Raw genomic sequence first — 21,871 nt, forward strand, 5'->3', positions numbered from 1 at the left:
GCGAGCTGCATATTCAACAAGGCTCACAAACCTAGATCACCCACCTGGCTGCAACATCGGGCCGGAGCTTCACCGAGTCGAAGCTGTAGCTGGCCCACTGATCAATCATTCGAAGTACGGCGTCGCACGCGAATATTCGCCGGCCGCTCGAGACATCGCCGAGCAAGTTCGGCAGCAGCGATGAGCCGCAACGGTGAAATGATATGCACCATTGCGGCGACACGCCTTAGCCTGAATGACGGAATACTGTGTCTGGCTAAACCGATCTGCTACGGTGTTCCTTGTTGAAAGGTAGGGACACACTATGGAAGAGCCAGAGCGCCCCGATTGGCGTGCGGAGTTCTCGGACAAGCAAATTTCCGCCATACGCAGCGCCATCCCCACGGCTATCCATGACAGTCAGGAGCGCTCGGCGCGGGCGCACACCGAATACGCCGATCCTGACGGAGATCAGGATGTCTACGGCGTCGGGATGTCCCGGGGCGCGCAGAAGGAATTGCAGGCGGCGCTCAAGAGCCTCGAGGGCTACCGCGAGCAGCGCGTGGAGGGGACGCGGCGATCGCTGACCTACGTCGGTGACGCGCTCATTTTCTTGCAGCGGGTTGGCAAAAAAATGCCTCGCAACCACCGCCGCTTCCGGTTGAGCTATCTGCCGGAGCAGCGTCGTGAGTTGCTCGAGACGACTAGCAACGTGAAGTACACCGAGCCTGGCTTGTTCGATCTGCCCGAGGAAGAACCGGATGAGGCGGCCAACCTCTCCGACGTGCTGGATATCGTGGGCGACCTGGGCCGTGTGACGCTGTTCGTGCCGTACTACAGCAGCACGCCGTTTGCTGTTGGTTCGATGTTTTGGGCGCCGGCCCGGCTGCGCGGTCACCATCTCGAATTCACTGACCCCGAGCGTCTGACCTACGTGAAAGAGCCCGTCGCGAAGGAAACCAAGCGCGAGGCACCGCGCCCGGCGGGCGGCTTCGCCGAGGGAGATCGACCCCGTACCTCCGCCAAGCTCCGACCTCGTCCAGAAGACAAGGAGGGCCACAACTAAATGGCTGAGCAATGGGCAACCCCGCAGCCAAGCCTTACCGATGTTGCGCGCTTGTTTGATCCGGCACGTCTCACCCAGGCTCGTCAAGTCTGCAAGATGAGTAAGACCGAGCTGCACGAGGCAGTCGGTGTTTCTGCTGCTGCGATCGGGCAGTATGAACGCGGCGAGATGAAGCCGCGGGCCGAGACGATCGCCCTGCTTGCCAACGCCCTCCGTGTTCCTCCGGGGTTTTTTGCGCATGGTCGGCCTCGAGCGCAAGTCGATATTGCAGAGGCGTCGTTCCGTCGGCTGCGGGCGACGTCACTTGCCCAGCAGCAGCAGGCGACAGCCTACGTCGAGCAGGCTTGGGAACTCGGCTGCTACTTGGAAGAAAGCGTCGAGTTCCCTCCACTTGATATGCCGGACTGGGCGCTTGTAGATTCGCAGGACACTCCGGATCCGGTGACCGCGGCGCGCGCTATGCGAACGCACTGGGAACTAGGGCAGGAGCCGATCAAGCACCTCGTTTACGAGCTGGAGCAGCACGGCATCCTCACTGTCTTCTTCACCATGAAGCAGGAGGGTGCTCCCGATGACAAAGGTCGCATCGACGCCTTCTCGACGACTGCCCTCCCGCGGCCAATGATCGTGCTCACCCCGGATAAGGCTAACGACGTCATGCGTCACCGTTTCTCTGCGGCGCACGAGCTCGGGCACATCGTGCTGCACCACGGTAGGCAGGGCACCGACAGCCAGATGGAGCGTCAGGCAGACATGTTCGCCGCCGAGTTTTTGACTCCGAGGGAGATCATCGGCAATCAGCTTCCTCGACGTCTCAACTTCGACAAGTTGGAAGAAATCAGTCAGTGGTGGGGCGTCTCTGTTCACTCGCTGGTGTACCGGTCCAAGGAACTGGAGTTGATCTCCGAGTCGACCGCTCGTCGCGCCTACATAACGTTAAGCAGTTCGCCGCGTCGGCCACTGTCGATCCGGGACTTCCCCGGCGAGCGTCCGGAGCTGCTAAAGAACGCCATCGAGCTCTTGGACACGGTAGACGTCACCTTGACGCAGATCGCCGCTGATCTGCAGATGACCCCGAAGCACATCCGGCGCCTGGCCGACATCGACGACCCACAGCCCAAGCTCACCCTGGTGGGCAACACAGACGACCGTCGGCAGACAAATCCGGCGGCGACTCGTGGAGATTCCTCCATGAGTGACATCCAAAAGGAAGGAGCCGATATGGCTCACCGTTCCGCAATATCAGGCCGCTACATTTCCACGGCAGCGGCCGCCAGGCACCCGAGGACGAGCGTCACCGAGACCGGTGGCAACAAGTCGAGTGGCGTGCACAACCGGTCCGCGATCAGCGGAAAGTACATCTCTGACGCTGCGGCCGCGCGTCATCCAAACACCAGCGTCACAGAGCGCGGCAAGTAGTCAACCTCGCGAATGCGAGAGGGCGTTCGATCTCACTGGTATTGAGATCGAACGCCCTCTTCTCCCTCCTACTGTAGCGATTCGACCGCCAGTATCCTTTAGTCGCTAGGCGGACTCGTGCGTCAGTTTGCGGTACATCGCCGACTGCTTCGTTACATCGGAAGGAGTGCTCCCGATGCGTGTTGTGAGCAATGTCTCATATCCCTAGGGAATCGACGCGTCTCGCCCTGCGCCTGCTGTCGGCGGTCTGGCCCAGACGCGCTGAATCTCATCTGTTTCGAGGCGCTCCGGTTATGCGACGTTCTGGCCCGCCTTTTGGCGATTGAAGCTAGTAACTCCCCCTGGTGCCGGGAATGATCTGCACGCCTGAGGCGAGGTGTTGGGCTGCTTCTTTAGCGGTCGCAACGGGATCGCTGTGGGGATCAAGGGGAATCGTGAGGTGATCCAGGAGAATGCCGTTCACTAGATGGTGAAGGAGGATGACGACCCGCGGGTTCGCGCCAAGGCCCCTGACCTGGTGGAATTCGAGGTCGTCGCTCAGTCCTTGACGGAGGAACGGTGCCAATGCGTCGTGCACTTCGTGATCGCGTGAGGCTTCGAGGCGCAGTTCGATGAGGGCTCGTGCCATATCAGGATTCTTTGTAAGGCGCTCGACGACGTAGCCGGCGTATGACGCTAACGCTTCCTCCTCCGTCACCTGCTCGAGTTCCGTGAGGCGATTGCCGGCGGGCTCGAGCCGGTCAAATATTCGCTTAGCCATGGCGAGCAGGAGTGTCGCACGGGTGGGAAAGTAATTCGCACAGGTTCCTGACGGGATGTCAGCCAACGCATCCACTGCCCGGTGAGTTAGGGCGCGCCCACCGTCACGTCCGAGGATGACTAGAGCGGCGTCCGTGACGACCGCTCTGCGTTCCGGATTCGAGGCCATGAAGACATGATAAGTCAATCAATACAGGTGTTGTAGATTGGAGGCGACTACAACAGTTGTATTGATTGGAGTACTTCATGCGCAAACTTGTCTACTTCGTTGCCGTGTCGATCGACGGCTTCATCGCCGACCTGGCAGGCGACTTCTCTCGCTTCCCGGTCCATCCGGAAACGCTGGCGAACTTGTTCGCCCGGTACCCCGAAACGTGCCCGGCGCATCTGCGTGAAGTGCTAGGCGTGACCGGCAGGCCTCGCCGCTTCGATACGGTTCTCTTGGGTCGCCGCTCCCACGCCCCGGCGTTGGAGGCCGGTCTGACCGACGGCGCATACTCACATCTACGGCAGATCGTCGTCACGCATCAGGACTTACCCGAGTCACCCCAGGTCGAACTCATGGGTGGTGACATCGCCCCACGCATTGCTGAACTCAAAGCCGAACCTGGCCTCGACATCTGGCTATGCGGAGGCGGCGAGCTCGCTGCTCAGCTCGTAGACCTCATCGACGAGATCCAGCTGAAGATCAACCCCGTTCTCCTCGGCAGCGGAATCCCGCTATTTGGTGACGGCATCCAACCCCGCAGCTTGCAAGCCACTAATATCGAGCAGTTGCCAGGTGGAATCACCCTCGCGACTTACCGAAATGCAATCGAACAGTCTCACTGAGGTGCGGGGGCTTCTCCATCCTCAGACTTCTTGGTACGAGCAACTACCGCCGAGCGGGGTTCGACCGAACGATTCCCGAGGTCATTTGCGCGTAAAGGCGTGCCTCGTAACCCTAGGGATATGGGATGTCCCACAGGCGCCCGAGTTCGCGAGACCATTTCCCGGCTTTTCGGCACACCTCGATTCCCATAACTATGTACCAAAAGGTTCTGGTTGAATCGAGGTAGTCATTAACGGTTTTGGGACACCTGGAGGCACTATTGGGCAAGTTGATCGGATACGCGCGCGTCTCGACCAAACAGCAGGCCACTGACCGGCAGGAGGCCGACCTTTTGGCGGCCGGAGTGCGCCGAGACGATCTCTATGTCGACCATGGGGTGTCGGGTGCGCGTGTGTCGCGGCCGGAGTTCGATCGCGCTTTGAATGCGATCCAGGACGGGGACACTCTGGTCGTAGCGACGCTCGATCGTCTTGGTCGCTCGACGCAGAACATGCTCTCTTTCGCGGAGGGGCTGAGGTCGCGGTCGGTGGGCCTTCGGGTGTTGAACCTGGGTGGGGGAGACGTGGACACATCGACCCCGATGGGGGCGATGGTGTTCACGGTGATGTCGGCTCTGGCGCAGATGGAGCTCGACATCAAGAGGGAGCGCATCACCGACTCGGTGGCCAAACGGCGCACAGCTGGTGGGGATCTCGGCGGGCGGCCTAAGACAGTATCCGACCGGCAGATCCGCAACGCGCTGCACCTTATCGAGGAAGGCGCGTCGACGGCGCAGGTCCTCAGGGATCTAGGGCTGACCCGGTCCACGTTCTACCGCCGCGCTCAGGAAGCCTCTCGTGCCAGTTCCTGAGACCGACCTGCGACGCATCACGAAGTGGTGCACTAAGCAGACATCCCCTCTCCACGCCGATCAAGTCCGCGTCGAAGCCGACGTGACGACTACGGCGGTCACCATCGTGGAAACGCGGCCGCCATGGGATGATCCGACGGGGGAGTGGACAAGGTTTCCCATCGCACGACTGCGGTACACCGCCACAACGGGTGAGTGGACCCTCTACTGGCGGGATCGGCACCTCCGATTCCACCGCTATGATCAAACACCACCATCACGACAAGTGCAGGCTCTGCTGGATGTCGTCGCGGACAGCGGCGATCCAATCTTCTGGGGCTGACGCCAGAAAGTCTCTACCGATAACGGTCGACAAGCCGTTTCGACTCACTCCGGTTTCGGTGGGTAATTTCGGTGCACGATTGCGCGGCGTGTCGCGACCTGGTGGCGAAATCCCGACGTCGCTCGAAACCGCTCGTTATCCGTGGACACAATCACCGTCCTCCTCGACCGCCAGGGGTGCGCGGCCGCGGAACACCGCACACTCGTGATCCGCCCTTGGGTCGTTGCGGTTCAGCCTTCAGGTCGAGCCGCAACAACCGCAACTTGGTCTAGGGCGAGCTTGCCCCGCTCTGCCACGATCCACCGCCTGCTGTTCTTTGCGAGCAGGTTATTGATGGGAACGCCGTCAGGGAGATCTTGTCCGATCACGAGCAGTTGTGTGGGGGATAGCGGGAAGGTGACTGTGCATATGTCGGCGCCGTCGGTTGGTCGCCAGAGGAGAACCGCGCCGTCTCCGGTTGCGAGGTGCTGCTGATCCCCGATCACGTGCCACGGCCATTGTTCGAGACCGAGCGTGGCCACCCTGATGACATCCTGCACTGACCTTGATAGGAGCAATCTGTCGCCGAGGTTCAGCTCGGCATCTTCGACCTGGCCCCCGATCTTTAATAGAAGGGCTGGGATGCGGACGTCGGTCTGGTCCGCGTACCGCCCCCGATCGAGATGCATGTCGAGGAAGGCGATTATCGCGCTCCGTTCGACAACCGTCAATGTCGTGTGTCCGTCGCGAAGTTTGAGGATTACCGGGATGCCGCTGTGTTCAATAGCGGCGTAGTCGCTCTCCAGATCGTGGGTGAGGACCGCGGGGTCGTAGGCGTAGCTAACGACTGTGGCGTTCTCGATCGCTGAGGGGAAGCCTCGACCGTGTTGAATGTCGACGACGTCGACCCGATTCCTCGCGTCCGCCCACGCGCGCAGGTAGCCCTTCGACACCATGTGTGCGCGCTTAACCGCCATCCCGGGACCTCTCACCCTTCGACAGGGCCGCCGTTCCCGTCCGCTGCCACCGCGTTCTTGCGCCGTAGTCTGGCCTCTTTGTGGAGGTTGATGGGTGTGCCGTCGAGCGCACGGTTGACGATAGTGGCGATGAATGGCGCCGCTCGAAGATGGTCTTCAACAAGGTCCTCCTGGATGACAACCCGTGGGAGTGCGGTCAAGGCTGCGTCCACTTCGTCGGCGGGAACGTCCTCGATTTCCTCCTCACCGTCAGCCTCGGGCTCAGCACCGACGTCAGCGAGCGGGTTCTCGGGTTCTTCTTCGTCGTCGTCGTCCTCGTCAACCAGGTCATCGCCATATTCCATTAGCAGCAGCGCCGTCGCGTGGTAGGCGTCGTCTTCTTGGCCTAGCTTCCCGACAAGGTCTGTGAGCCAGTCAAAGATGAGAGGTTCCTTGACTCGTACATCGGAGCGCAGCGCGATCAGAAATCCGAGGGATGCCATGGGGTGCCGGAGGCGAAGGTTCTTCGCATCCCCGTACGACTCTTCGACCCGGTTAGCGGCGTTTTTGCCGTAAGACGAATCCATCCGTTTCGTCGATATGAGAATTTCCGGGCCAGTTGCCCAGTCCGTCATGATCACGTCAACTTGTTTGAGGTAGTTCTTGCCAAGGATCGAGGCGCTGGACGAAGTGACTCCCGGGATCGCGGTCTTCTTCGTCAATCGCTGCATGAGCTTCACGCGGTCGGCTTTGGGGAGAGCGTCAAGCAGATTTGTGATCGGAACCGGAAGGATCCGTGGATGGCTGGCGCGGGGCCAGACCGCGTCCGCTTCGAAACCTGCTCGCCGCAGCTCATAGGCCAGCCACACATCGAGCGCGAGAGCACGCACGCCAGATCGGACCGTTGCCCGCAAGTACAACGGAACTCCGAGAAGTCGTTCGAGCGTTGCAATGTCCGGCACGTATTCCCGTCTGTCGCCGATGAGACGCCATGGGTTCGTGTGGAACCCTTCTGGTGTTGCATCAGCGATTATGCGGTCGAATATGACCCAGGCCTTGTCTTTAGCGGTCGGCGCGGCCACTTTTGCCTCTCGTCGTGCGTCTTCGAGTGAGTTCGGCATGAGCTGCTCGAACTCCCTCGATTTCGTCGGATGTCACTTGACCGGCGTCGAGAAGAAGCACTTGGTCCACTAATCGGACAGCGTCCGTCAGGCGACCAGCCTGCAGCTTTCTGGCGACCTGATCGCGGATCCCGCGGAGCTGGGTCGCGCGAGAGCGCACCAACTCCGGGGAGGGCATCATCCATCGGTCGGCCTCTCTGGGTTCGAGTTTCAGGATGCCACCGCCGTACGCGCGGCCGACCATCTCCGCATTCAGCAGGGTGATGGAGTTCAATGAGGCCAAGGGGAGAAGTTCGGCACCGATTTCACGCAGGTCGTTCTTGAGGAACACGCCGTGGATTGAGTTCAAGTGATAGACCCCGGCGAGGTTGGTGGTCAGTCGCGGTGTGTCGGCGTTCATGCATGTCAGCAACAGGTCCGCCGGTTTGACCAGTGGGACCCGGTACCAGTTCTTGCGGACGCGGCATTTGTACGCTTGGTCGACTCCGGCCGCGTGGCCGGCATCGATGTATGCCTGCGCTTCGGCAGAGGGCTCGGAACCGGGGTGAAATAGGCGGGTTTCTTTGCCGTTCTGCCCCAGTCGGGTGAGCATGTATTGGGAGAGCACCAGGCCTCGCAAGTGCGTGCTGCCGGGGGGTGAGAGCGGCAGCAGTTCGTTGCGGGGTAACCCCAACTCTTTGACTCGCGAAGGAGACAGCGCGAAGTAGCGATTGTTGCCGGTCACCATACCGAGGGTCGTATCGCCCCATGTCTCAAGGTCTGAATATGATCCGGCCGCGGTAAGCCGGGCGAGGGGTATATGAGCGGCCGGGGGAACGACCCCGGCGCCGGTCCATTTGCCAGCCGGATCGATCGGTGACCATTGCATTCCAAGTTCGAGTTCCGCGAGGTTGGCAGCGTTCTTGGCCTGCCGGATCGTTGCGTGGTCTGTGGGCCCCAGGCCGTACCCATCGGCGAGAAGCAACACAACGTCCGCCTCCGCTTCGGGGAAGACTTGCTCCTCAAACAGCACGATTTCGAGGTTGCGGAAGTTCTCGAACAGGAAGCGTCGAACAGGTGCCGCGTAGTTCACTGACAACAACTCGGCCGGGAGCACCAGACCGAGGCGACCTCCCTCACGGAGGATCGAAGCGCTTTGGACGACAAAGGCGGCCCAGCTGGACGCGAGACCGGTCAGAGAGACGCCTGCCCGCAGGGCAGCCTCTCTTGAGCGAAGTCGAGCGTCCCCGGACCAGTCTTGGTAACGAACGTAGGGCGGATTTCCGATCGCCGCGGTGTACTTTCGATTGGAATCGACTCGAAAAAAGTCGTTAACCTCGATTTGAGGACGGCCCCCAGCAGCCCGAACGCGACCGCGGCCAACTCGCGCACTGTGCTTGTGTATCTCGACCCCGTGAACCACTGGCGTGAATGTCGGATCGCCACTGAGCGCACGAAGGCGCCGAACGGATTCCACTAAAAACTCGGCGTCGCCGGCCGACGGTTCGAACACGGAGTCGGCTGCATCCCGGAGGGCCCAGTCGGCGATGAACCGGACAATCGGCTGAGGAGTGAAGAAGGCACCCCGCGCTTTACGCAGCTCAGGCGTGTCGGCAGGGTTCAAGGGCGCCAAGGTCACACCCATATTGTCTCGCACAGAGAACCGTTTTGGCCTCAGCTCAAGTTGCCAGAAATCCTGGTGGCGGTTTTGGTGGGTTCGAAATTTCGCCGCACTCCGCGCATGGACTGATCTGCAAGGTGATCGCCGCGGCCGGATGGCGCACTCGCCCGTCTTGGCCAGCCTGAAATAGAAGACAACAACCGCCGTTATGTGCAGTAGGCGTCATTCTGATTGCCGTTTCTGCAATCAGAGTAGAACCGGGCAATGCCCCGAGCCCTGGTCGGCGTTCTTCGCTGCGCACGAGCACCGCTGCGGCTAGTGTTTCCGGCATGACTGTTCTGGATTCCCGCACCGCTCTCTATGCGGCTCTCAAGTTCCTGCCTGAGGGCACCAAGGTCACGGTCTACACGCGCGATCAGGGTAGGGCGCGCACAAACATCGTGGCGGAGTTGAGGAAAGAACCTGGCGGTGGCTGGCACGATTGGCAGATCCTCAAGCGCCCCGCGTCAGCTGACCCCTCACTTCTGCCAGCGACTTGGCCGAACGAAAGCCCAGCGGTTATTCACTCGCAGGCGCTTGCGGAGACGTTCGCGAACGATCCGAATCTCTGGGCAGAGGTCCACGACGAGTAGGCGCTTCCTGCTAGGTCTGATGCGCGCTGCAACCGGTTCTCAGCTCGCGTCCGCTCGCCCTCTACCGACCCAGGCTTTGTGGGTCGACGCAACATGGAACCCTGTGTGCAGTCGGCCCTGAAGAATGCCGATGCGCATCCGTCCCTCCACGAGTCGGAGGCCCACCTCGTCACGGTTCAACAGCTTCAATTCCAGCAGTAGCGGTGCCGTCATCCATGTTCCCTTGAGCTCCCACCCATCTCGGATTGGCGCCGGCCTTAGCCCGAGGTAGTGAAAGTGGTGCATGGCTACGCTCTCGAGGAACTTCTGCTCGGACGGGCCGGTGCGGATGACCTGCAGGGAAGCTGCCGGCACGTCTTCGAGCGTCCAGGTGATCGCGCTAAGATCCAGGTCGCGATAGTCGACCTGAAACGCTTCGTGGGCGCCGTGGTCAAACAGCCAGTCTTCGACTACCGCGTCCGGCCACCCAAGGCGAGCGATAGAGGGGAGGGCGATGAACTCGGCGAGACTGCCGCCGCGGTCGACCATGTTGCGGTCTGGGTCCGCGGTCGGAAGATCCACGAGGAATACCGACTGGCCTGCGTCTCCCATCCCTTCGCGCGGGTCAGCTAAAGTTGGCGGTTTGGTCGCCGTAGGGACTGACTAAGAATACGTTTACGGCAATCGAGGAGAGCCACAGCCACCCGTTGGATTCGTAGGACAAGAGGTACTTGTGGCTGTCAACGGCGTTTGTCCATCGGGCGAACATGTCCTCTAGGTCCTCGCGCGCCGTTCCGTCCGCGAAGTACAACTCGAACATCGACGTTTCGAGGTCGTGTTGCCGCAGCTTGGCCAGGAATGAGTCGACGAACCCGGCCTGGGCGACACGTGCCGCATCGTGGACGGTGTACTCCGGCTCCCTCGCCGCAAGGGCATTGAGGTTGTAGATGAGCATGCCCGCGCGGCCGTTAGTGAAGGTCATGCACGAATGTTAGCTCTCCTCTGGAACTGGAAGGACGTGATCTATTTGATGGGGGTGTGGCCCTCGTAGCGATTCCAGCTCTCGTGGGCGGCGTTTAGCAGGTGAGCTGTCTGGAGCGCGAACGTCGCCACGGACTCAGGGTTGGAGTACACCATCGGCTCCCCCGCTGGCCCGGCGGCGCGCTCAGTTGGCTCACGGCGCTCAGCGAGCCATGAGCACTGTTACTCGTGATTGTTTATGGCTGTCCCACAGGCCCATCGAGACTGATCGAGGCGAACGTCGTAATAAATGTCGCGAAAGCAGCGGCCGACGTTACGGGCAGCTGCAGCAGACCCCACTATCTAGCGTGAAGACTTTCGCCGTGCGTTCCGTGCGTTTTTAGTTGTCTCCCAAAGCCCGTTCAAAGGTGCCTTGGGATCAGCGTCGTGACGGCGGTGTACCTCTGCATGGCAGGGAGCGCAGAGCGGGACGAGATCCATCAACCTCTCAGCGCCGAGGTTCTTGTAAGTGCGGTGGTGAAGGTGCATACCGGGATGCTTAGGAGCGTCGCACACGTAGCAATTTTTGGGCATCGCGGATGCCCAGTACCGGTTTCGAACACCACGCCACGCCGTCGACTGGATGTATTCACGATACCCGGCGCGGGTGACCGTGGACTTACCCGGAATACCCATCAGCCTGAGACCATGAGATGAGAACGCTCGGGGGTAAGGCCTTGCGCGTCGGTGGAGGCTCGCCTGTATCCGATAAGTATCCCCGTCATGACGGCAGTCTCACATAGCCCCCGGCCCCGGAACATATTTCGGACGGTTCTGACGGACCGTGCCGTGTCTCGCTATTCCTGGCGTGTAGATCGTGCGGGGGAGGGGCCGGCCAGCGATCGACTAGCCGGCACTCAGGGGGAGCAGCAGAATTGAGGCATGACGCCCCCGGCCGCGAATTTTTCTTGGATCGGTTTCACCGCGGAACAGCACGATCTTCTCGAAACGCTGCACTTCATCGGTAACAACGGGTGGGATCGGAATGGGCAGACCGAGGAAATGATGCCGCGGCTGCTTGAACGCGCAGCCGCAGAAAAGCTCTCACTCTCTCGCATCAAGGAAGCCATGTCGGCAGTGGGTCATTTACGGGAGGAACTGCATCAGCTTGATCGGTGGGAATCCAAACGCACGACCGGAAAGTTCGGCCGCTGAGGGATCGCCTATCGAGACTGCCCAGATCGCGCCCGACGTCGACCCCCGCTGACCGCTATTCAGCTAGTAGCAGTTGGCCAGGCTCAGCGCCTCGAGAATGTACCCCATCAGCACACTGTTACCGTGCCCGGTGCGCTCTTGCGTAAGTGGGCTATTCGCCTCGGCGATATCGAACTCCCCTTGAAGGCCAGAGCAATCGCCCGCGAAACCAAGCTCATCGATGCGGGTTTTCACGCTCGGGTCATAGTCGGCCCATTCGACCGCCGTACGGCTCGTCTCGGCCTCAGCGGCGGGCGCCAGAGTCTCGGGCACGGTGGGCCGATCTACACGCGCAGCTGACGACGCACACCCGGTAAGTGCAACCAGCAAAAGCGGAACCATCAGAAAGCGCATGCGGCACAGCATGGCAGGGTTTTGCGATTCTGCGGAAGTCGAGCGGCCGGCCACTCGAAACTCCCTGTCGAGCCCAGGCGCAGAGCGTTCTTCTATGAGCAACGTTGTTGCTTTTCGTCTGAGGGATTATTCACTGCGGTGTACCAGCGTCAAGCCGTCGTCGCAGTTTCGGCAAAACTTCTTCCCCCGCTGCGCTCCGCCAGAACTTTGGCCTGCCAACCGTTCCTTGGGGCTTGACCCCGGCACCCCTTTCGTGAGGGCGGAACGACCGCCGAAAGGCAAAAAAATTGGAGGAGAGATAATGACCGACTACATCAGTACCAAGGACACCGCCACGTTGGTTCGCGTGGCATTGAAGAGTGCATTTCCGGGCGTGAAGTTCAGTGTTCGGATGAGCACCGGCACCGCCTCCGCGTGGATGCGCGTGCGCTGGAGCGACGGCCCCACGACTCGCGACGTGGACGCGATCACCGCCCGCTACGAGGGCCGGAAGTTCAACAGCATGACCGACGGGTACGACGACGCCGGGAGCGTGCTCATCGCCGGGGAGGGCAACGACATGCCCCGCGAGATTCGTTATTGCTGCGACGGGATCAACACCCAACGCGACTACACCCCCGCCGGGTTCGCGGTCGCGCAGAAGATCATCAGCACCGACAGCGACCACAAAGACCTCACCATATTCTCCCCCGAGGGCGAGAAGATCGCCGGGGCGATCATGCCCGATTCGATCCACGCAAACGGCCACTACCACGACTACATTTACAGCCCCGAGGATCTCGCGCGGGTCATTCTTCACCACGTGAACCTCTGCACCGTCACCACGGCCAGCAACGAGAGAAAGGCGAAACAATGACCGACAACACGAATACCGCACGCGCGGTCGTGTCGATCGTCGCCCAAGTGTCGAAGATCGATCTTTACGAGGACGGCGCGACTAAGACCACCGGGGGCTATCCGGTCGCCGCGATCGAGGGTTACATCGTGCCCAGCGATCCAATGGACGACTTACAGTGCGACAGCTGCCAGTAACAACCGTGAGCAGCTGAACCAAATTTGGTTCAGCTGCTCACGTTCAGCGGCCCGTCAGTGAAGAGGAAATCTATGTGCTGGTGGTTGCAGCTGTCCGCAATTTGCGTGATGTTCTGCCAGGTGCGAACCGGTCGGCAATTAGCCTGACCGGCTCGCGTGCCAGCCGGCACGACTGCAGAAAGAAGATCCAGCAACGCGAGGTTATCCGGCGTCGCGCCGTCGAGTGCGGCACCATTCAGGCTGTAAAAATCGACGGCGTTACCGCCGCCCTTCGCCCAGTGGGCGAGGGTGCCGAGATTGTCGCCAGCACATTTCCGGTTGAGGTCAGATACTCCGACGCGCGGGAAGTGGTTGAGGACGAGGGTGATCGTTTGCAAAACCGACACGTCGATTGTGCAGTCCGCAGTGGCGGTGCCGTTGGCCATGTTCGTGATCTGGGAGGCGTAGCGCGGCTCGAGGAGGGTCAGGCTCCCGTTTTCCATGGCAACGACTAGCCCTTGTGCGAGTACGACAGCATTACCGGATACCCGGCATCCGTCGCTGCCCCCGGCACCGGGGGAGAGGGTGGCGAGATAGCTGGTGATCGCAACGGCAATCGCTCGGTATTGCGTGTAGTGGTACGGGTCGGCATTGATCTGCACGCTGCTAATCGCGATCGACGGGTCAAGAGTTTCCCAGTTGGGGACGGCCGCGAGCCGCTGGAAAAATAACACCGCCGCGGTGCTCGGGTCGAGGCGCTGCGCGGCGGTTCCCCAGGAGCTTTGTTGCTGAAAAAGACCGATCGAGTCAGCCGTAGAGCCGTCCGGGTTCATCGCCTGGTCACCGTAGTTGAGGTTCACCAGGGATGATTCCCCGATCGCTGCCTGCACCCCGAGGGCTTGGGCCGCGGCAGGCAGCTTTGCTGCGGCCGCGGCGTTGGTGATCGCGGCGGCGTTCAGCAGCTGCTCACGACCGAAGCCGCCGACCGTGGCGTCGGCGGGAATTGTGACCCCGTCAACTGTTCCAGCTGAAGGGGTGCACGCGCCGGCTGGGGCACCGAGGGAAGTTACAGCGAGCACCAGCCCGAGGATGAGAGCCATGGGGAAGGCGATCACCCCAAAGATCACACCACCTGCATTCACGAGGGGGCTGCCATCCGGTCGACACGGAACCCATCACTGGTAGCCGCTCGAGTGACGTAAGCCTCATACGTTCCGGTATCGGTGGGCACGTTCACCCTGAACGTGTAGGCCCCGTCGCCGTCGCGAATGTTCGTGCCCGGCAGGGTCGACGTGCACGGGACCGTGGCCGGGTCGACGGTCCCGTATGCCAGTACCGCCGAGTCGGTCAGGTAGACGGAGAGATCGGCCATCCATTGGCCTTTGCTGGCGCCGGGTCGGCAGTAGGCCGACACCGCTGCTATCGCAGCGACTATCGCGTCTGCGGCCGGGTCGCCGGTTACCTCTGGCGTCGAGTCCCGGACGGGCGATTCGGTTGCCGCCGGGGAGGGCGTCGACGTTGCCGAGGGCGTGCCGCTAGGTAAGGCACTCGCCGGTGGGGTGGGGGAGGAGGCCACAATATTCGGGGTGCACCCAGTCAGGCCGCAGCAGGCCACCGTTAGCGTTGCCGCAAACGTGCCGGGGTGCGCCCTGAAGGTCACTTGCTCAACCCGGACTCAGGGTCGTTGCTGACGGGTTTGAGAGGGGCGGTGCGCCGTGGTGAACGTCCGCGAGAGGCGAGCCCAAGGCTTCGCAGTTCTGTCTCGCTCCATCCAGCTTTCATCGCCTGACGCCGTGCTGTCGCGGCGTCACTCGCGCGCGCGGCGAGTTCTCGCTGTGCCCGGTGAACCGCAGCGACAGCTGTCTCTAACGCTTCGCCTGCTGCGATCTTCGATGCAATTTGCTCGTGTACGAGCTGCTGAATTGTCTTTGGCATTCTCCGAGACTACAGAGTTGCGGTTCCGCAAGTAAACGATCTAGAAGAACTTCTTCGAGTAGGAAGAGATCGGTTATCGAGCTCAATGAGTCTCAGACATAATCGACCTTCGATGAAGACACTTCTTACGATCTCAACCAAGATCAGAAACTATGCACGTATGCTACGACGCTGCGTCGTAGTACGGTGAGGGTGTGCGAGGCGGTCTGGTGTTCTTTCGGGGGGCGGGCGCAGCTGCGCGCGCCTACTTGGAGTCGGATCACTCGAACGCAGACGAGTACTACCTCGAAGACGGTGGCGCTGTTGCCGCCTGGTCGGCGTGGGATGGGAGCGGCTCGCTGACTGCTTCCGCATCCTTGGATGGCGAACAGTATCAGGGGTGGGTTGACTGGAAGGATCCCGAAACGGGACTGCTTCGGGGGGTAGCGCGTGAGGAAACGCGCATCACTCGCGATGGCGAGCTGGTCGCAAGCCCCGCATCGCCGCGGTTCGTTGAGATGACGGTCAACTGCGACAAGAGCCTGTCGGTTGCGGCCGCGCTCAGCCCGAGCGTGTCTGCGGCGCTGGACGAGGCTCAGGCGGCAGCGGGGGAGGCCATGAAGAGGTACATGGCCCAGAACTCGGTGACCCGAGTAGGGGCCCGCGGGAGCCAACGTTTCGTGCCGGTCGAGCGGATGGAGAGCGTGTCGGTGGTTCACCGTTCCTCACGCGCCGGGGATCCGCACCGGCATGTGCACGTGCAATGGAATGTGCGAGTGATGGCTGAGGGGAAATGGCGGGGCCTTCACACGGCCGCGACCTTGAAGCAGCAGGGCGCGCTCCGTGGAGTCGGGGAGGCGGCGATCAACTCCAACGCGCGTCTGCAGGCGGAGCTTGCCAAGGCGGGGTTCGTGTTTGATCCGGCCACCGGGGCGGTGACGAACCTGCGGAAGCAGGCGCGCGCGCTGAGCAAGCGTGCGGTGCAGATCCAGGGCAACACTGCTCGCCTCGAGCGGGCATGGCGGGCGGAGAACCCGGGCTGGGAACCCGACGCTGCCACACGGCGTGAGTTCGACCAGAAGGCGTGGGCATTCGAGCGTCCCCGGAAGCGACAGCAGGCCGGCTCGGCACAGTCGGTATCGGCAGAGTCGAAGTGGGTGGGGGAGCTGCGTCAGCAGCTCTTACCGGTCGAGGGGTTCACGGCTTTGGCTACGCCCGCCGCCTCGAGCTTGCAGGAACTTGATCGCACCGCGATCGCCGAGCAGGTGGTGACCGTTGCGGGCGCCAAGGCGTCCGCGTGGTCGCTGGCCGATCTGGAAGGTCATGTCGGGGTGCTGGTCGGCCGCGCGGGGGTGCGGGCCCTGCCGGAAGAGGTGACTGTGTACGCGCGGTCGGTCGCGGCCGAGATCGCTGCGACGCTGCCGCGACTGCGGATGGACGTGCCCGGCCAGGTGCCAGGGTGGGTGCGGCACCTGACCTCGGAGCGGGTGCAGCGCATCGAGGCGCAGCTGCAGGCCAGCTTTACCGCGCGCGGTCTGAACTCGGGGCTTACGTTCGACCCGGCAGCGGTGAACCTGTCGGGGCTGAACGCGGAGCAGTCCATGGCCGCGCGAGCGTTGGCGACCGCAGCGCCGCTGGTTGTCATCGAGGGTGCCGCCGGCGGTGGGAAGACCACGATGCTCGCAGCCGCACGCGGGTTGGCGGGCGAAAGCGGAATGAGGTTCATCGTCTTGGCGCCGACGTTGCGAGCCGCGAACGAGGCGGCGGCTGCGATCGGCGCTAACGCATCCAGCGCCCACAAACTCGCCCACGAGCACGGATTCCGGTGGGACACCGACGGCAGATGGACCCGGCTGAGCGTGGGGCACATCGACCCATCAACTGGGGCTGTGTTCGACGGACCCAGTGAAACGTTCCGCGTCGACGCGCTTACCCGCCTGGTCATCGACGAGGCGGGGATGCTCGACCAGGATCTCGCCCACGCGGTACTGACCATCGCCGACGAAAGCGGCGCACCACTGGCGTTGATCGGGGACCGGGCGCAGCTTCCCGCGGTCGGTCGCGGGGGAGTGCTGGACATGGCTGTCGCCTCCCACCCTCGCCCGCTGGACCTGTCGGAGCTCTACCGGTTCCGAGAGCCCGGCTACGCGGAGCTGACCTTGAAGATGAGGGACCGCACGGAGCCGGCGGCGCTCTTCGATGACCTCGAAGCACGCGGCAACATCATCCTCCATGCGAGCGGAGATGAAGCGTGGGCGGCGATCACCCGCGATGTGTCCGGGCGTGCTGCAGTCGGCGCAAGCGTCGCCGTTGCGGTGGCCACGAATGAACAGGCCGCGGAGCTGAATGCGCTGGTTCAGGCAACCCACGCCGAGGCGGGTCGCACCCGACAGCCGGCGCTCGATGTCGCAGGCTCCGACGGGCTGTCGCTGCGTATCGGGGACCGGGTGATGACCCGCCGGAACGACAAAGAGTTAGGTGTCGCCAACCGGGACACCTGGACTGTTGACCGGGTGCACCGGGACGGGACGGTGACCGTCACCGGCAGCAGCCGGCGGGTGCGGCTCCCGCGCGACTACGTGGAGGAACACACGCACCTCGCTTACGCCTCAACGGAATACGGGGTGCAGGGCGCCACCGTGGACTATGGCCACGGTGTGGTCACCGACTCATCCTCCGCGCAGGCGGTCTATGTTGCCGCGACTAGGGGCCGAGAACACAATGCGCTTCACATCGTCGCCGGCGACCGGGACGAAGCGCGTGGGATGTTCACCGCCGCGTTGAACCGTGAGGCCGGCGACCGCGGCACCGAGGCTGCGAGGGTTGTCGCCCACCGGGACGTTGAGGGTGTCATCCTCCCGACGCTCGAGCACGACCCGACCGTGCGCACGGCTCGCCTCGCTGCTGAGCACCGGCGGTACGACGGAGAGGTGCGCAACTGGGAGAGCGCACGTCAGCGGTGGCAGGACCGTAACCCTGACCTGGCTGCGGCAGATCACGCAGCAGCCTCGACTGCCGCTGACGGCGCAGCGGAGCAGGCGAGATCCGCGCGCGAAATCCTCGAGCGGGGCACCGCGGCCGCAGCGGGCGTGTCACCCACGCTGGACGCGGCACGCGCAGTGGAGCGCCGTGCACTCGCGCTCCGGGACCGGTTGAAAGCCGATCCGCCTCTTACGATCACTCCAGTGAGCCCAAGGCCGGGAACGGCCGAGCAGGAAGCGTCGAAAGACGCTGCCTACCAGGCCCGGCATGGCGCTGATGCTTTCCAGCAGGCACAGGACCGCGGCGCCACCCTCGCCCGCGAACGGCAGCAGCCGAGCATGGTCGACCGCTCGCCCACACCGGAGCGTTAAGGGGTGGGCGGCGGCTTCACCGCGTCCAACTGCGCGTGAGTGCTGTGCCGGCCCTGCCCGCACCGCCGGAACGAGCCTTTTTCCCGGTCGACCAGCATCGGCAGGTGATAGTCGAGCACGTCCCGCAGGAACCCGTGCAAGGAGGCGTCGGGGCTTTCGAGCATGTGGGACCACTCGTCGCTTATTGCCGCCAGGCGGTGCACCGCGTCGGGGTGCTCGCCCCACTGGGAGCACCAGATGGTGTCCTTCGGCTGGCCCGCTGTCAGGTGCGGCAGCAGAACTCCGTCCACGAACGCGCGGACTGAGTCGGGGATGTCTGTCAGGGGTAGCAGTTCAGGTTCCATCGTCGCCCGTCCGATTGGCGGATATGGCGGCAGCGTTCAGTTTGGTGAGGGCCTTGTCTTTCCACCACGGGATAGACCGGACCAGTGCTGGCCGGCACCCGGAGGCGAACACCACCATCCGTCCTAGCGTGAGCGAGGCGAGGTCGGAGACATCCATGATCCGCTCCGAACGGCGGGAGGTATTTACGGTGCGTTTTCCATCGTGAGTGGAGGTCGATCGTTCGGTGTACTCGTAGTCTCCTATCAGCTCTGACAGGTCCCGCAGGAAGCTGTTGGAGGCGTTGCCGCCACCGAAGACCCGCACCGTGGAGGATGCCCACAGCTGGCCGAAGCCGGTCTGCCCCCACACCTGCTCACCCTGCTCCTGAGTCTGCAGAATCGTAATGGGGATAATTCCGCGCGAACCGTAGTGCGTGTATTTCTCGGGCAGGTCGGGGATGCGGCAGATGTTGCCGGCCTCATCAAGGATCGCCATCAGCGGGACGGGCAACCGGCCGGAGGGTTCCCTTTTTGCGGCGTTCTCTGCCGCTGACAGCACCGCGCGTGTGAGCGCAGCTAAAAGCGGCCCCGCCGAGCCTGGCCCTTCCTCACTGAATAGGTACAGGGTGTCTGCGCGGGCGGTGACGAACTCTTCGGGGTCGAACTCGGGTCGCCCTTCTCGGGGCTGCACCCAGCAGCGCACTGATTCGCTGGCCAGGAAGCTGAGGGCTTCGCGCGCGTACGCGAACACCCCTGATCGGGTGCGTTGTGTCACCGCTTGGGCGGCGTCGACGTCGTCGGCCAGGTGCGGGTAGCTCTCTTCGAGGATCCGCGCCGGCGTCGAGTCGGTCTCGTCGGTGAGCCACTGAAGAACGGCTGGCAGGTACAGTTTCTCGACGGATGCTGCGAACAGGTACCGGGAGATTAGCGTGCGCCCGGTCGAGGAGAAGAAGGCGTCATCATCGGCTCCGGTGCCGTATGTTGCTGCGGTGAACACGGCGGCCAGCTTGTCGCAGTCCTCTACCGAGGTGATACGCGCTAGAGGGTTCCACCAGCAGCTGTAATCGTCGTAGGCGCCAGCAAGGCGCTGCGGGTCGAACAGGCGCACCGTGCCGGCGGCGGCCCTTACGGTGAGGGTTTCTGCCAGAATGTCCGGCTTCACGGACGTTGCCAGCAGTGTGCCGGGGGCGGCCAGAATGTTCGGGATGACGATGGACGCTGATTTGTTCCGGCGCGGTCCGGCAATGACCGACACAGTGTCCTCGTAGGACGCCCGCAGCGGCAGGCGGCCGGCGACGGTGTGGCCCACGGTCACGCCGAGAAACTGTGGCGGGATACCCATGCGGTTGTGACGTTTACGCAGAGTACCTGGGAGTAGCGGCGCGATGTCCCGACCGGTGCCCATCTTCGGGGCGGCACCGTCCGCCGGTGACCGGTCCCGCCCGCGCCGAAGCACCACGACGAGCACCATGGCGATGACAGCCACGATCGCTGCCCCAACCAGCACCGCTGCGGCGGTATGGGTTGTTGTCCAGGGGGCGCCGTCCCGGATCGCCTCGGCCGGGTTCACGAATCCGCTCGAGGATCCTGACCACCAGCCGGCGATCGTCCACACCGACACCGCACCAGCCAGCACCAGCACGATTACCCCCAGCGCGAGCAGCGGTGTGATGGAGTCGGTGCGTCTGGTGACGGCGGACACCTCAGACCGCCACTCGACGGTCGTCACTTCGGCGGCTCTGGGCGCGGAAACGTTCGTCGGTGATGTGAAACCCCTTCTGGGTGGGCGTCTGAATCATCTTCACCGCGACTCCAGGTCGGCCCTCAACCTTAAACAGCACCCGGCCGGCACCGGGAGGGGCCGAACTCGCGTCGCCGGTTCGTGCTTTCGCACCCCACGACTCGGCCGCGTTGAACTGCGACACCATCGCGATCTCCTTGTCCGTCAGCGGCTTGATTTTCGCCAGCTCCTCGAGGTCCGGCACCGTCAGCGCCATCAGACCAAGAAGGCCACTTCGTTCGGCAAGACCGCGCGCTTTCTCGCGATCCTCTGCATTGGGCAGCGACATCATGTCTTTGGGTGAGTGGGTGATCTTCATCTCCGCCGTGCCAACTGACCGGTTGGAGCGAGAGAGCGCATCCACCCGGTCCACGATGCCGGGCGCTGCCCGCATCGGATACCAGAACTCGTCCATCAGCGTCGTGTAGCCGCTCCACGTCACCGCCGGCACATACGTCTCACCCTCAGCCGCTGCAGCCGCGGCTTTGCTGGCTTCGTGCTTGGCCAGCTCCCAGTGCGCGTCGATCGAGTCCATACCCAGCGACCAGGACATCAGCATGGCGGTGGACAGTAGGGTCGTTGCGCTTTGCGGGATCGAGGACGTGTCGAAGCAGAATCCGCCGCGGTTGCCGGCGTCGATCTCAATCGACTCTGTACCGCCCAGCAGGCGCCCCAGGTCGCCGGACAGCATTGCCTCGATCGAGTCCCCCAGCGCGTGATACTTCTCCTCGAAACGCTCTGGGGTGTGCGTGCGCGTCAGCGACAGCACCGCCTCCGACGGCTCCCGGAACGCATGTCGCAGATCCCGCGTCACCGGAGAGGCGCTGCGGGCGAGGATGCCCTGCACCAACGCTTCCACGACCGCATCTTCCATGTCGGTCAGCGGGTTGCCGCGGCTGACACGCAACGCCAGCTGCGCCTGCTTGGTGATCTTCCACATTGCCAGCTCGTAAAGCTCTTCACCCACTGCGCCTCCGATCTGGGCCGCGGCACGCCCCAGCGGGCCCACCGACAGCAAGTTCAGCTGGTGGCGGGAGTTCGGGCCGAACTCGAACACCGAGCCGCCGGCCTGCTCCACCAGTGGTGTGTGTTCGCCCTTCTTCAACGGGTTGAAAACAGCCGGAATCATTCCCCTGGCCATCATCCCCAACGTCATCGTCTGCGCCGTGGAGCTCTTTCCCACCCCGTTGATGCCGAACAGGAACATCGATGGTGAGGAGATCACTCCCTCCACGTAGAAGGCGTAGTGGTCGAGGGCCACCGCCGTTCGGGTCAACAGGTCCGTGCCGCACGGAGCGCCGGACACAGGGCGGGCCGTTCCCGCGGTGAACGGGTAGATCCCGTTGGCCTGCACCGAGGAGCCGTACCACAGCGGCGCCGCCGGCACCCGGCTCCACCGGCCCCCGCCTCGGCCCACGTACCCACCAG

23 protein-coding genes are annotated in these 21,871 nt (G+C 63.0%); 10 read left to right on the plus strand and 13 right to left on the minus strand.

The genetic code is table 11. The features are described from left to right. Window positions 1–304: 304 nt before the first annotated feature. Window positions 305–1,045: a hypothetical protein gene (locus tag QMG83_RS15195; protein ID WP_283506267.1), complete on the plus strand. Its 741-nt coding sequence runs from the start codon at window positions 305–307 to the stop codon at window positions 1,043–1,045. After that, a complete protein-coding gene (locus QMG83_RS15200; RefSeq protein WP_283506268.1) occupies window positions 1,046–2,464 on the plus strand; it encodes a helix-turn-helix domain-containing protein in 1,419 nt (472 codons plus the stop codon). Between the two features lie 328 nt (window positions 2,465–2,792). Here QMG83_RS15200 and QMG83_RS15205 read toward each other — a convergent pair whose 3' ends face one another. Next, entirely contained in the window at window positions 2,793–3,392 is a 600-nt protein-coding gene (locus QMG83_RS15205; protein WP_283506269.1) for a TetR/AcrR family transcriptional regulator, read from the minus strand. A 65-nt stretch (window positions 3,393–3,457) separates the two neighbouring features. Here QMG83_RS15205 and QMG83_RS15210 point away from each other — a divergent pair, with 65 nt between their 5' ends. The 3 genes from QMG83_RS15210 to QMG83_RS15490 all read left to right on the plus strand — a co-directional run bounded on the left by QMG83_RS15210 (window position 3,458) and on the right by QMG83_RS15490 (window position 5,227). Next, the gene (locus QMG83_RS15210; protein ID WP_283506270.1) at window positions 3,458–4,054 is read left to right on the plus strand and encodes a dihydrofolate reductase family protein; all 597 of its coding nucleotides are present in this window, start codon (window positions 3,458–3,460) and stop codon (window positions 4,052–4,054) included. A 260-nt stretch (window positions 4,055–4,314) separates the two neighbouring features. Continuing rightward, on the plus strand, window positions 4,315–4,905 hold the full coding sequence (locus QMG83_RS15215; RefSeq protein ID WP_283506271.1) for a recombinase family protein: 591 nt from the start codon (window positions 4,315–4,317) through the stop codon (window positions 4,903–4,905). Beyond that, complete coding sequence (locus tag QMG83_RS15490; RefSeq protein ID WP_502949044.1) at window positions 4,892–5,227, plus strand: DUF3024 domain-containing protein; 336 nt, start codon at window positions 4,892–4,894, stop codon at window positions 5,225–5,227. The genes QMG83_RS15215 and QMG83_RS15490 overlap by 14 nt, the downstream gene beginning before the upstream one ends. Before the next feature lie 230 nt (window positions 5,228–5,457). Here the strand turns inward: QMG83_RS15490 and QMG83_RS15225 are convergent, their stop codons facing one another. Genes QMG83_RS15225 through QMG83_RS15235 form a run of 3 tightly spaced genes read right to left on the minus strand, consistent with a single transcriptional unit; the run spans window position 5,458 to window position 8,907 of the window. Then, entirely contained in the window at window positions 5,458–6,183 is a 726-nt protein-coding gene (locus QMG83_RS15225) for a DUF4238 domain-containing protein (protein ID WP_283506272.1), read from the minus strand. Between the two features lie 11 nt (window positions 6,184–6,194). Continuing rightward, window positions 6,195–7,244, minus strand: coding sequence for a hypothetical protein (locus QMG83_RS15230; RefSeq protein WP_283506273.1), 1,050 nt, complete (start codon window positions 7,242–7,244; stop codon window positions 6,195–6,197). Continuing rightward, entirely contained in the window at window positions 7,225–8,907 is a 1,683-nt protein-coding gene (locus QMG83_RS15235) for an HsdM family class I SAM-dependent methyltransferase (RefSeq protein ID WP_283506274.1), read from the minus strand. The genes QMG83_RS15230 and QMG83_RS15235 overlap by 20 nt, the downstream gene beginning before the upstream one ends. Window positions 8,908–9,212: 305 nt before the next feature. On the opposite strand from QMG83_RS15235, the gene QMG83_RS15240 reads away from it, so the two are divergent. Next, on the plus strand, window positions 9,213–9,515 hold the full coding sequence (locus QMG83_RS15240) for a hypothetical protein (protein ID WP_283506275.1): 303 nt from the start codon (window positions 9,213–9,215) through the stop codon (window positions 9,513–9,515). A gap of 39 nt (window positions 9,516–9,554) precedes the next feature. On the opposite strand, the gene QMG83_RS15245 is transcribed toward QMG83_RS15240, so the two are convergent. After that, complete coding sequence (locus QMG83_RS15245) at window positions 9,555–10,106, minus strand: hypothetical protein (protein WP_283506276.1); 552 nt, start codon at window positions 10,104–10,106, stop codon at window positions 9,555–9,557. Window positions 10,107–10,119: 13 nt separating this feature from the next. Then, a complete protein-coding gene (locus QMG83_RS15250; protein ID WP_283506277.1) occupies window positions 10,120–10,476 on the minus strand; it encodes a hypothetical protein in 357 nt (118 codons plus the stop codon). A gap of 920 nt (window positions 10,477–11,396) precedes the next feature. On the opposite strand from QMG83_RS15250, the gene QMG83_RS15255 reads away from it, so the two are divergent. Next, window positions 11,397–11,669 (plus strand): hypothetical protein, encoded by a 273-nt coding sequence (locus tag QMG83_RS15255; RefSeq protein ID WP_283506278.1) that lies wholly within the window; start codon window positions 11,397–11,399, stop codon window positions 11,667–11,669. Between the two features lie 63 nt (window positions 11,670–11,732). Here the strand turns inward: QMG83_RS15255 and QMG83_RS15260 are convergent, their stop codons facing one another. Beyond that, window positions 11,733–12,116, minus strand: a complete 384-nt coding sequence (locus tag QMG83_RS15260; protein ID WP_283506279.1) for a hypothetical protein — start codon at window positions 12,114–12,116, stop codon at window positions 11,733–11,735. Between the two features lie 247 nt (window positions 12,117–12,363). Here QMG83_RS15260 and QMG83_RS15265 point away from each other — a divergent pair, with 247 nt between their 5' ends. After that, complete coding sequence (locus QMG83_RS15265; RefSeq protein WP_283506280.1) at window positions 12,364–12,918, plus strand: LPD29 domain-containing protein; 555 nt, start codon at window positions 12,364–12,366, stop codon at window positions 12,916–12,918. Beyond that, complete coding sequence (locus QMG83_RS15270; protein WP_283506281.1) at window positions 12,915–13,094, plus strand: hypothetical protein; 180 nt, start codon at window positions 12,915–12,917, stop codon at window positions 13,092–13,094. Before QMG83_RS15265 ends, QMG83_RS15270 begins: the two co-directional genes overlap by 4 nt. A gap of 29 nt (window positions 13,095–13,123) precedes the next feature. Here the strand turns inward: QMG83_RS15270 and QMG83_RS15275 are convergent, their stop codons facing one another. From QMG83_RS15275 to QMG83_RS15285, 3 genes are all read right to left on the minus strand, one after another. After that, window positions 13,124–14,200: a hypothetical protein gene (locus QMG83_RS15275; RefSeq protein ID WP_283506282.1), complete on the minus strand. Its 1,077-nt coding sequence runs from the start codon at window positions 14,198–14,200 to the stop codon at window positions 13,124–13,126. An 11-nt stretch (window positions 14,201–14,211) separates the two neighbouring features. Further along, window positions 14,212–14,445 carry a hypothetical protein gene (locus QMG83_RS15280; RefSeq protein ID WP_283506283.1) on the minus strand — a complete coding sequence of 78 codons (234 nt, stop codon included), beginning with the start codon at window positions 14,443–14,445 and terminating at the stop codon, window positions 14,212–14,214. A gap of 284 nt (window positions 14,446–14,729) precedes the next feature. Then, window positions 14,730–15,008 (minus strand): hypothetical protein, encoded by a 279-nt coding sequence (locus QMG83_RS15285; RefSeq protein ID WP_283506284.1) that lies wholly within the window; start codon window positions 15,006–15,008, stop codon window positions 14,730–14,732. Window positions 15,009–15,202: 194 nt separating this feature from the next. Between QMG83_RS15285 and mobF the strand changes: the two genes are divergently transcribed. Further along, a complete protein-coding gene (gene mobF, locus QMG83_RS15290; protein ID WP_283506285.1) occupies window positions 15,203–18,340 on the plus strand; it encodes a MobF family relaxase in 3,138 nt (1,045 codons plus the stop codon). Here the strand turns inward: mobF and QMG83_RS15295 are convergent. Genes QMG83_RS15295 through QMG83_RS15305 form a run of 3 tightly spaced genes read right to left on the minus strand, consistent with a single transcriptional unit; the run spans window position 18,337 to window position 21,830 of the window. Then, window positions 18,337–18,684: a DUF4913 domain-containing protein gene (locus QMG83_RS15295; protein WP_283506286.1), complete on the minus strand. Its 348-nt coding sequence runs from the start codon at window positions 18,682–18,684 to the stop codon at window positions 18,337–18,339. The genes mobF and QMG83_RS15295 overlap by 4 nt on opposite strands. Continuing rightward, window positions 18,674–20,392 (minus strand): type IV secretory system conjugative DNA transfer family protein, encoded by a 1,719-nt coding sequence (locus tag QMG83_RS15300; protein ID WP_283506287.1) that lies wholly within the window; start codon window positions 20,390–20,392, stop codon window positions 18,674–18,676. Before QMG83_RS15300 ends, QMG83_RS15295 begins: the two co-directional genes overlap by 11 nt. Continuing rightward, window positions 20,367–21,830, minus strand: coding sequence for an ATP-binding protein (locus QMG83_RS15305; protein WP_283506288.1), 1,464 nt, complete (start codon window positions 21,828–21,830; stop codon window positions 20,367–20,369). Before QMG83_RS15305 ends, QMG83_RS15300 begins: the two co-directional genes overlap by 26 nt. Window positions 21,831–21,871: the final 41 nt, after the last annotated feature.

The organism is Salinibacterium sp. G-O1, assembly GCF_030063305.1.
Taxonomy (GTDB): Bacteria; Actinomycetota; Actinomycetes; order Actinomycetales; family Microbacteriaceae; genus Rhodoglobus.

Coding starts and splice junctions, on each gene's coding strand:
- QMG83_RS15200 (WP_283506268.1), top strand. CDS start 1,046: ATGGCTGAGCAATGGGCAACCCCGCAGCCAAGCCTTACCGATGTTGCG.
- QMG83_RS15245 (WP_283506276.1), bottom strand. CDS start 10,106: ATGGGAGACGCAGGCCAGTCGGTATTCCTCGTGGATCTTCCGACCGCG.
- QMG83_RS15270 (WP_283506281.1), top strand. CDS start 12,915: ATGACCGACAACACGAATACCGCACGCGCGGTCGTGTCGATCGTCGCC.
- QMG83_RS15285 (WP_283506284.1), bottom strand. CDS start 15,008: ATGCCAAAGACAATTCAGCAGCTCGTACACGAGCAAATTGCATCGAAG.
- QMG83_RS15250 (WP_283506277.1), bottom strand. CDS start 10,476: ATGACCTTCACTAACGGCCGCGCGGGCATGCTCATCTACAACCTCAAT.
- QMG83_RS15240 (WP_283506275.1), top strand. CDS start 9,213: ATGACTGTTCTGGATTCCCGCACCGCTCTCTATGCGGCTCTCAAGTTC.
- QMG83_RS15205 (WP_283506269.1), bottom strand. CDS start 3,392: ATGGCCTCGAATCCGGAACGCAGAGCGGTCGTCACGGACGCCGCTCTA.
- QMG83_RS15235 (WP_283506274.1), bottom strand. CDS start 8,907: ATGGGTGTGACCTTGGCGCCCTTGAACCCTGCCGACACGCCTGAGCTG.
- QMG83_RS15195 (WP_283506267.1), top strand. CDS start 305: ATGGAAGAGCCAGAGCGCCCCGATTGGCGTGCGGAGTTCTCGGACAAG.
- QMG83_RS15225 (WP_283506272.1), bottom strand. CDS start 6,183: ATGGCGGTTAAGCGCGCACACATGGTGTCGAAGGGCTACCTGCGCGCG.
- QMG83_RS15295 (WP_283506286.1), bottom strand. CDS start 18,684: ATGGAACCTGAACTGCTACCCCTGACAGACATCCCCGACTCAGTCCGC.
- QMG83_RS15255 (WP_283506278.1), top strand. CDS start 11,397: ATGACGCCCCCGGCCGCGAATTTTTCTTGGATCGGTTTCACCGCGGAA.
- QMG83_RS15280 (WP_283506283.1), bottom strand. CDS start 14,445: ATGGCCGATCTCTCCGTCTACCTGACCGACTCGGCGGTACTGGCATAC.
- QMG83_RS15265 (WP_283506280.1), top strand. CDS start 12,364: ATGACCGACTACATCAGTACCAAGGACACCGCCACGTTGGTTCGCGTG.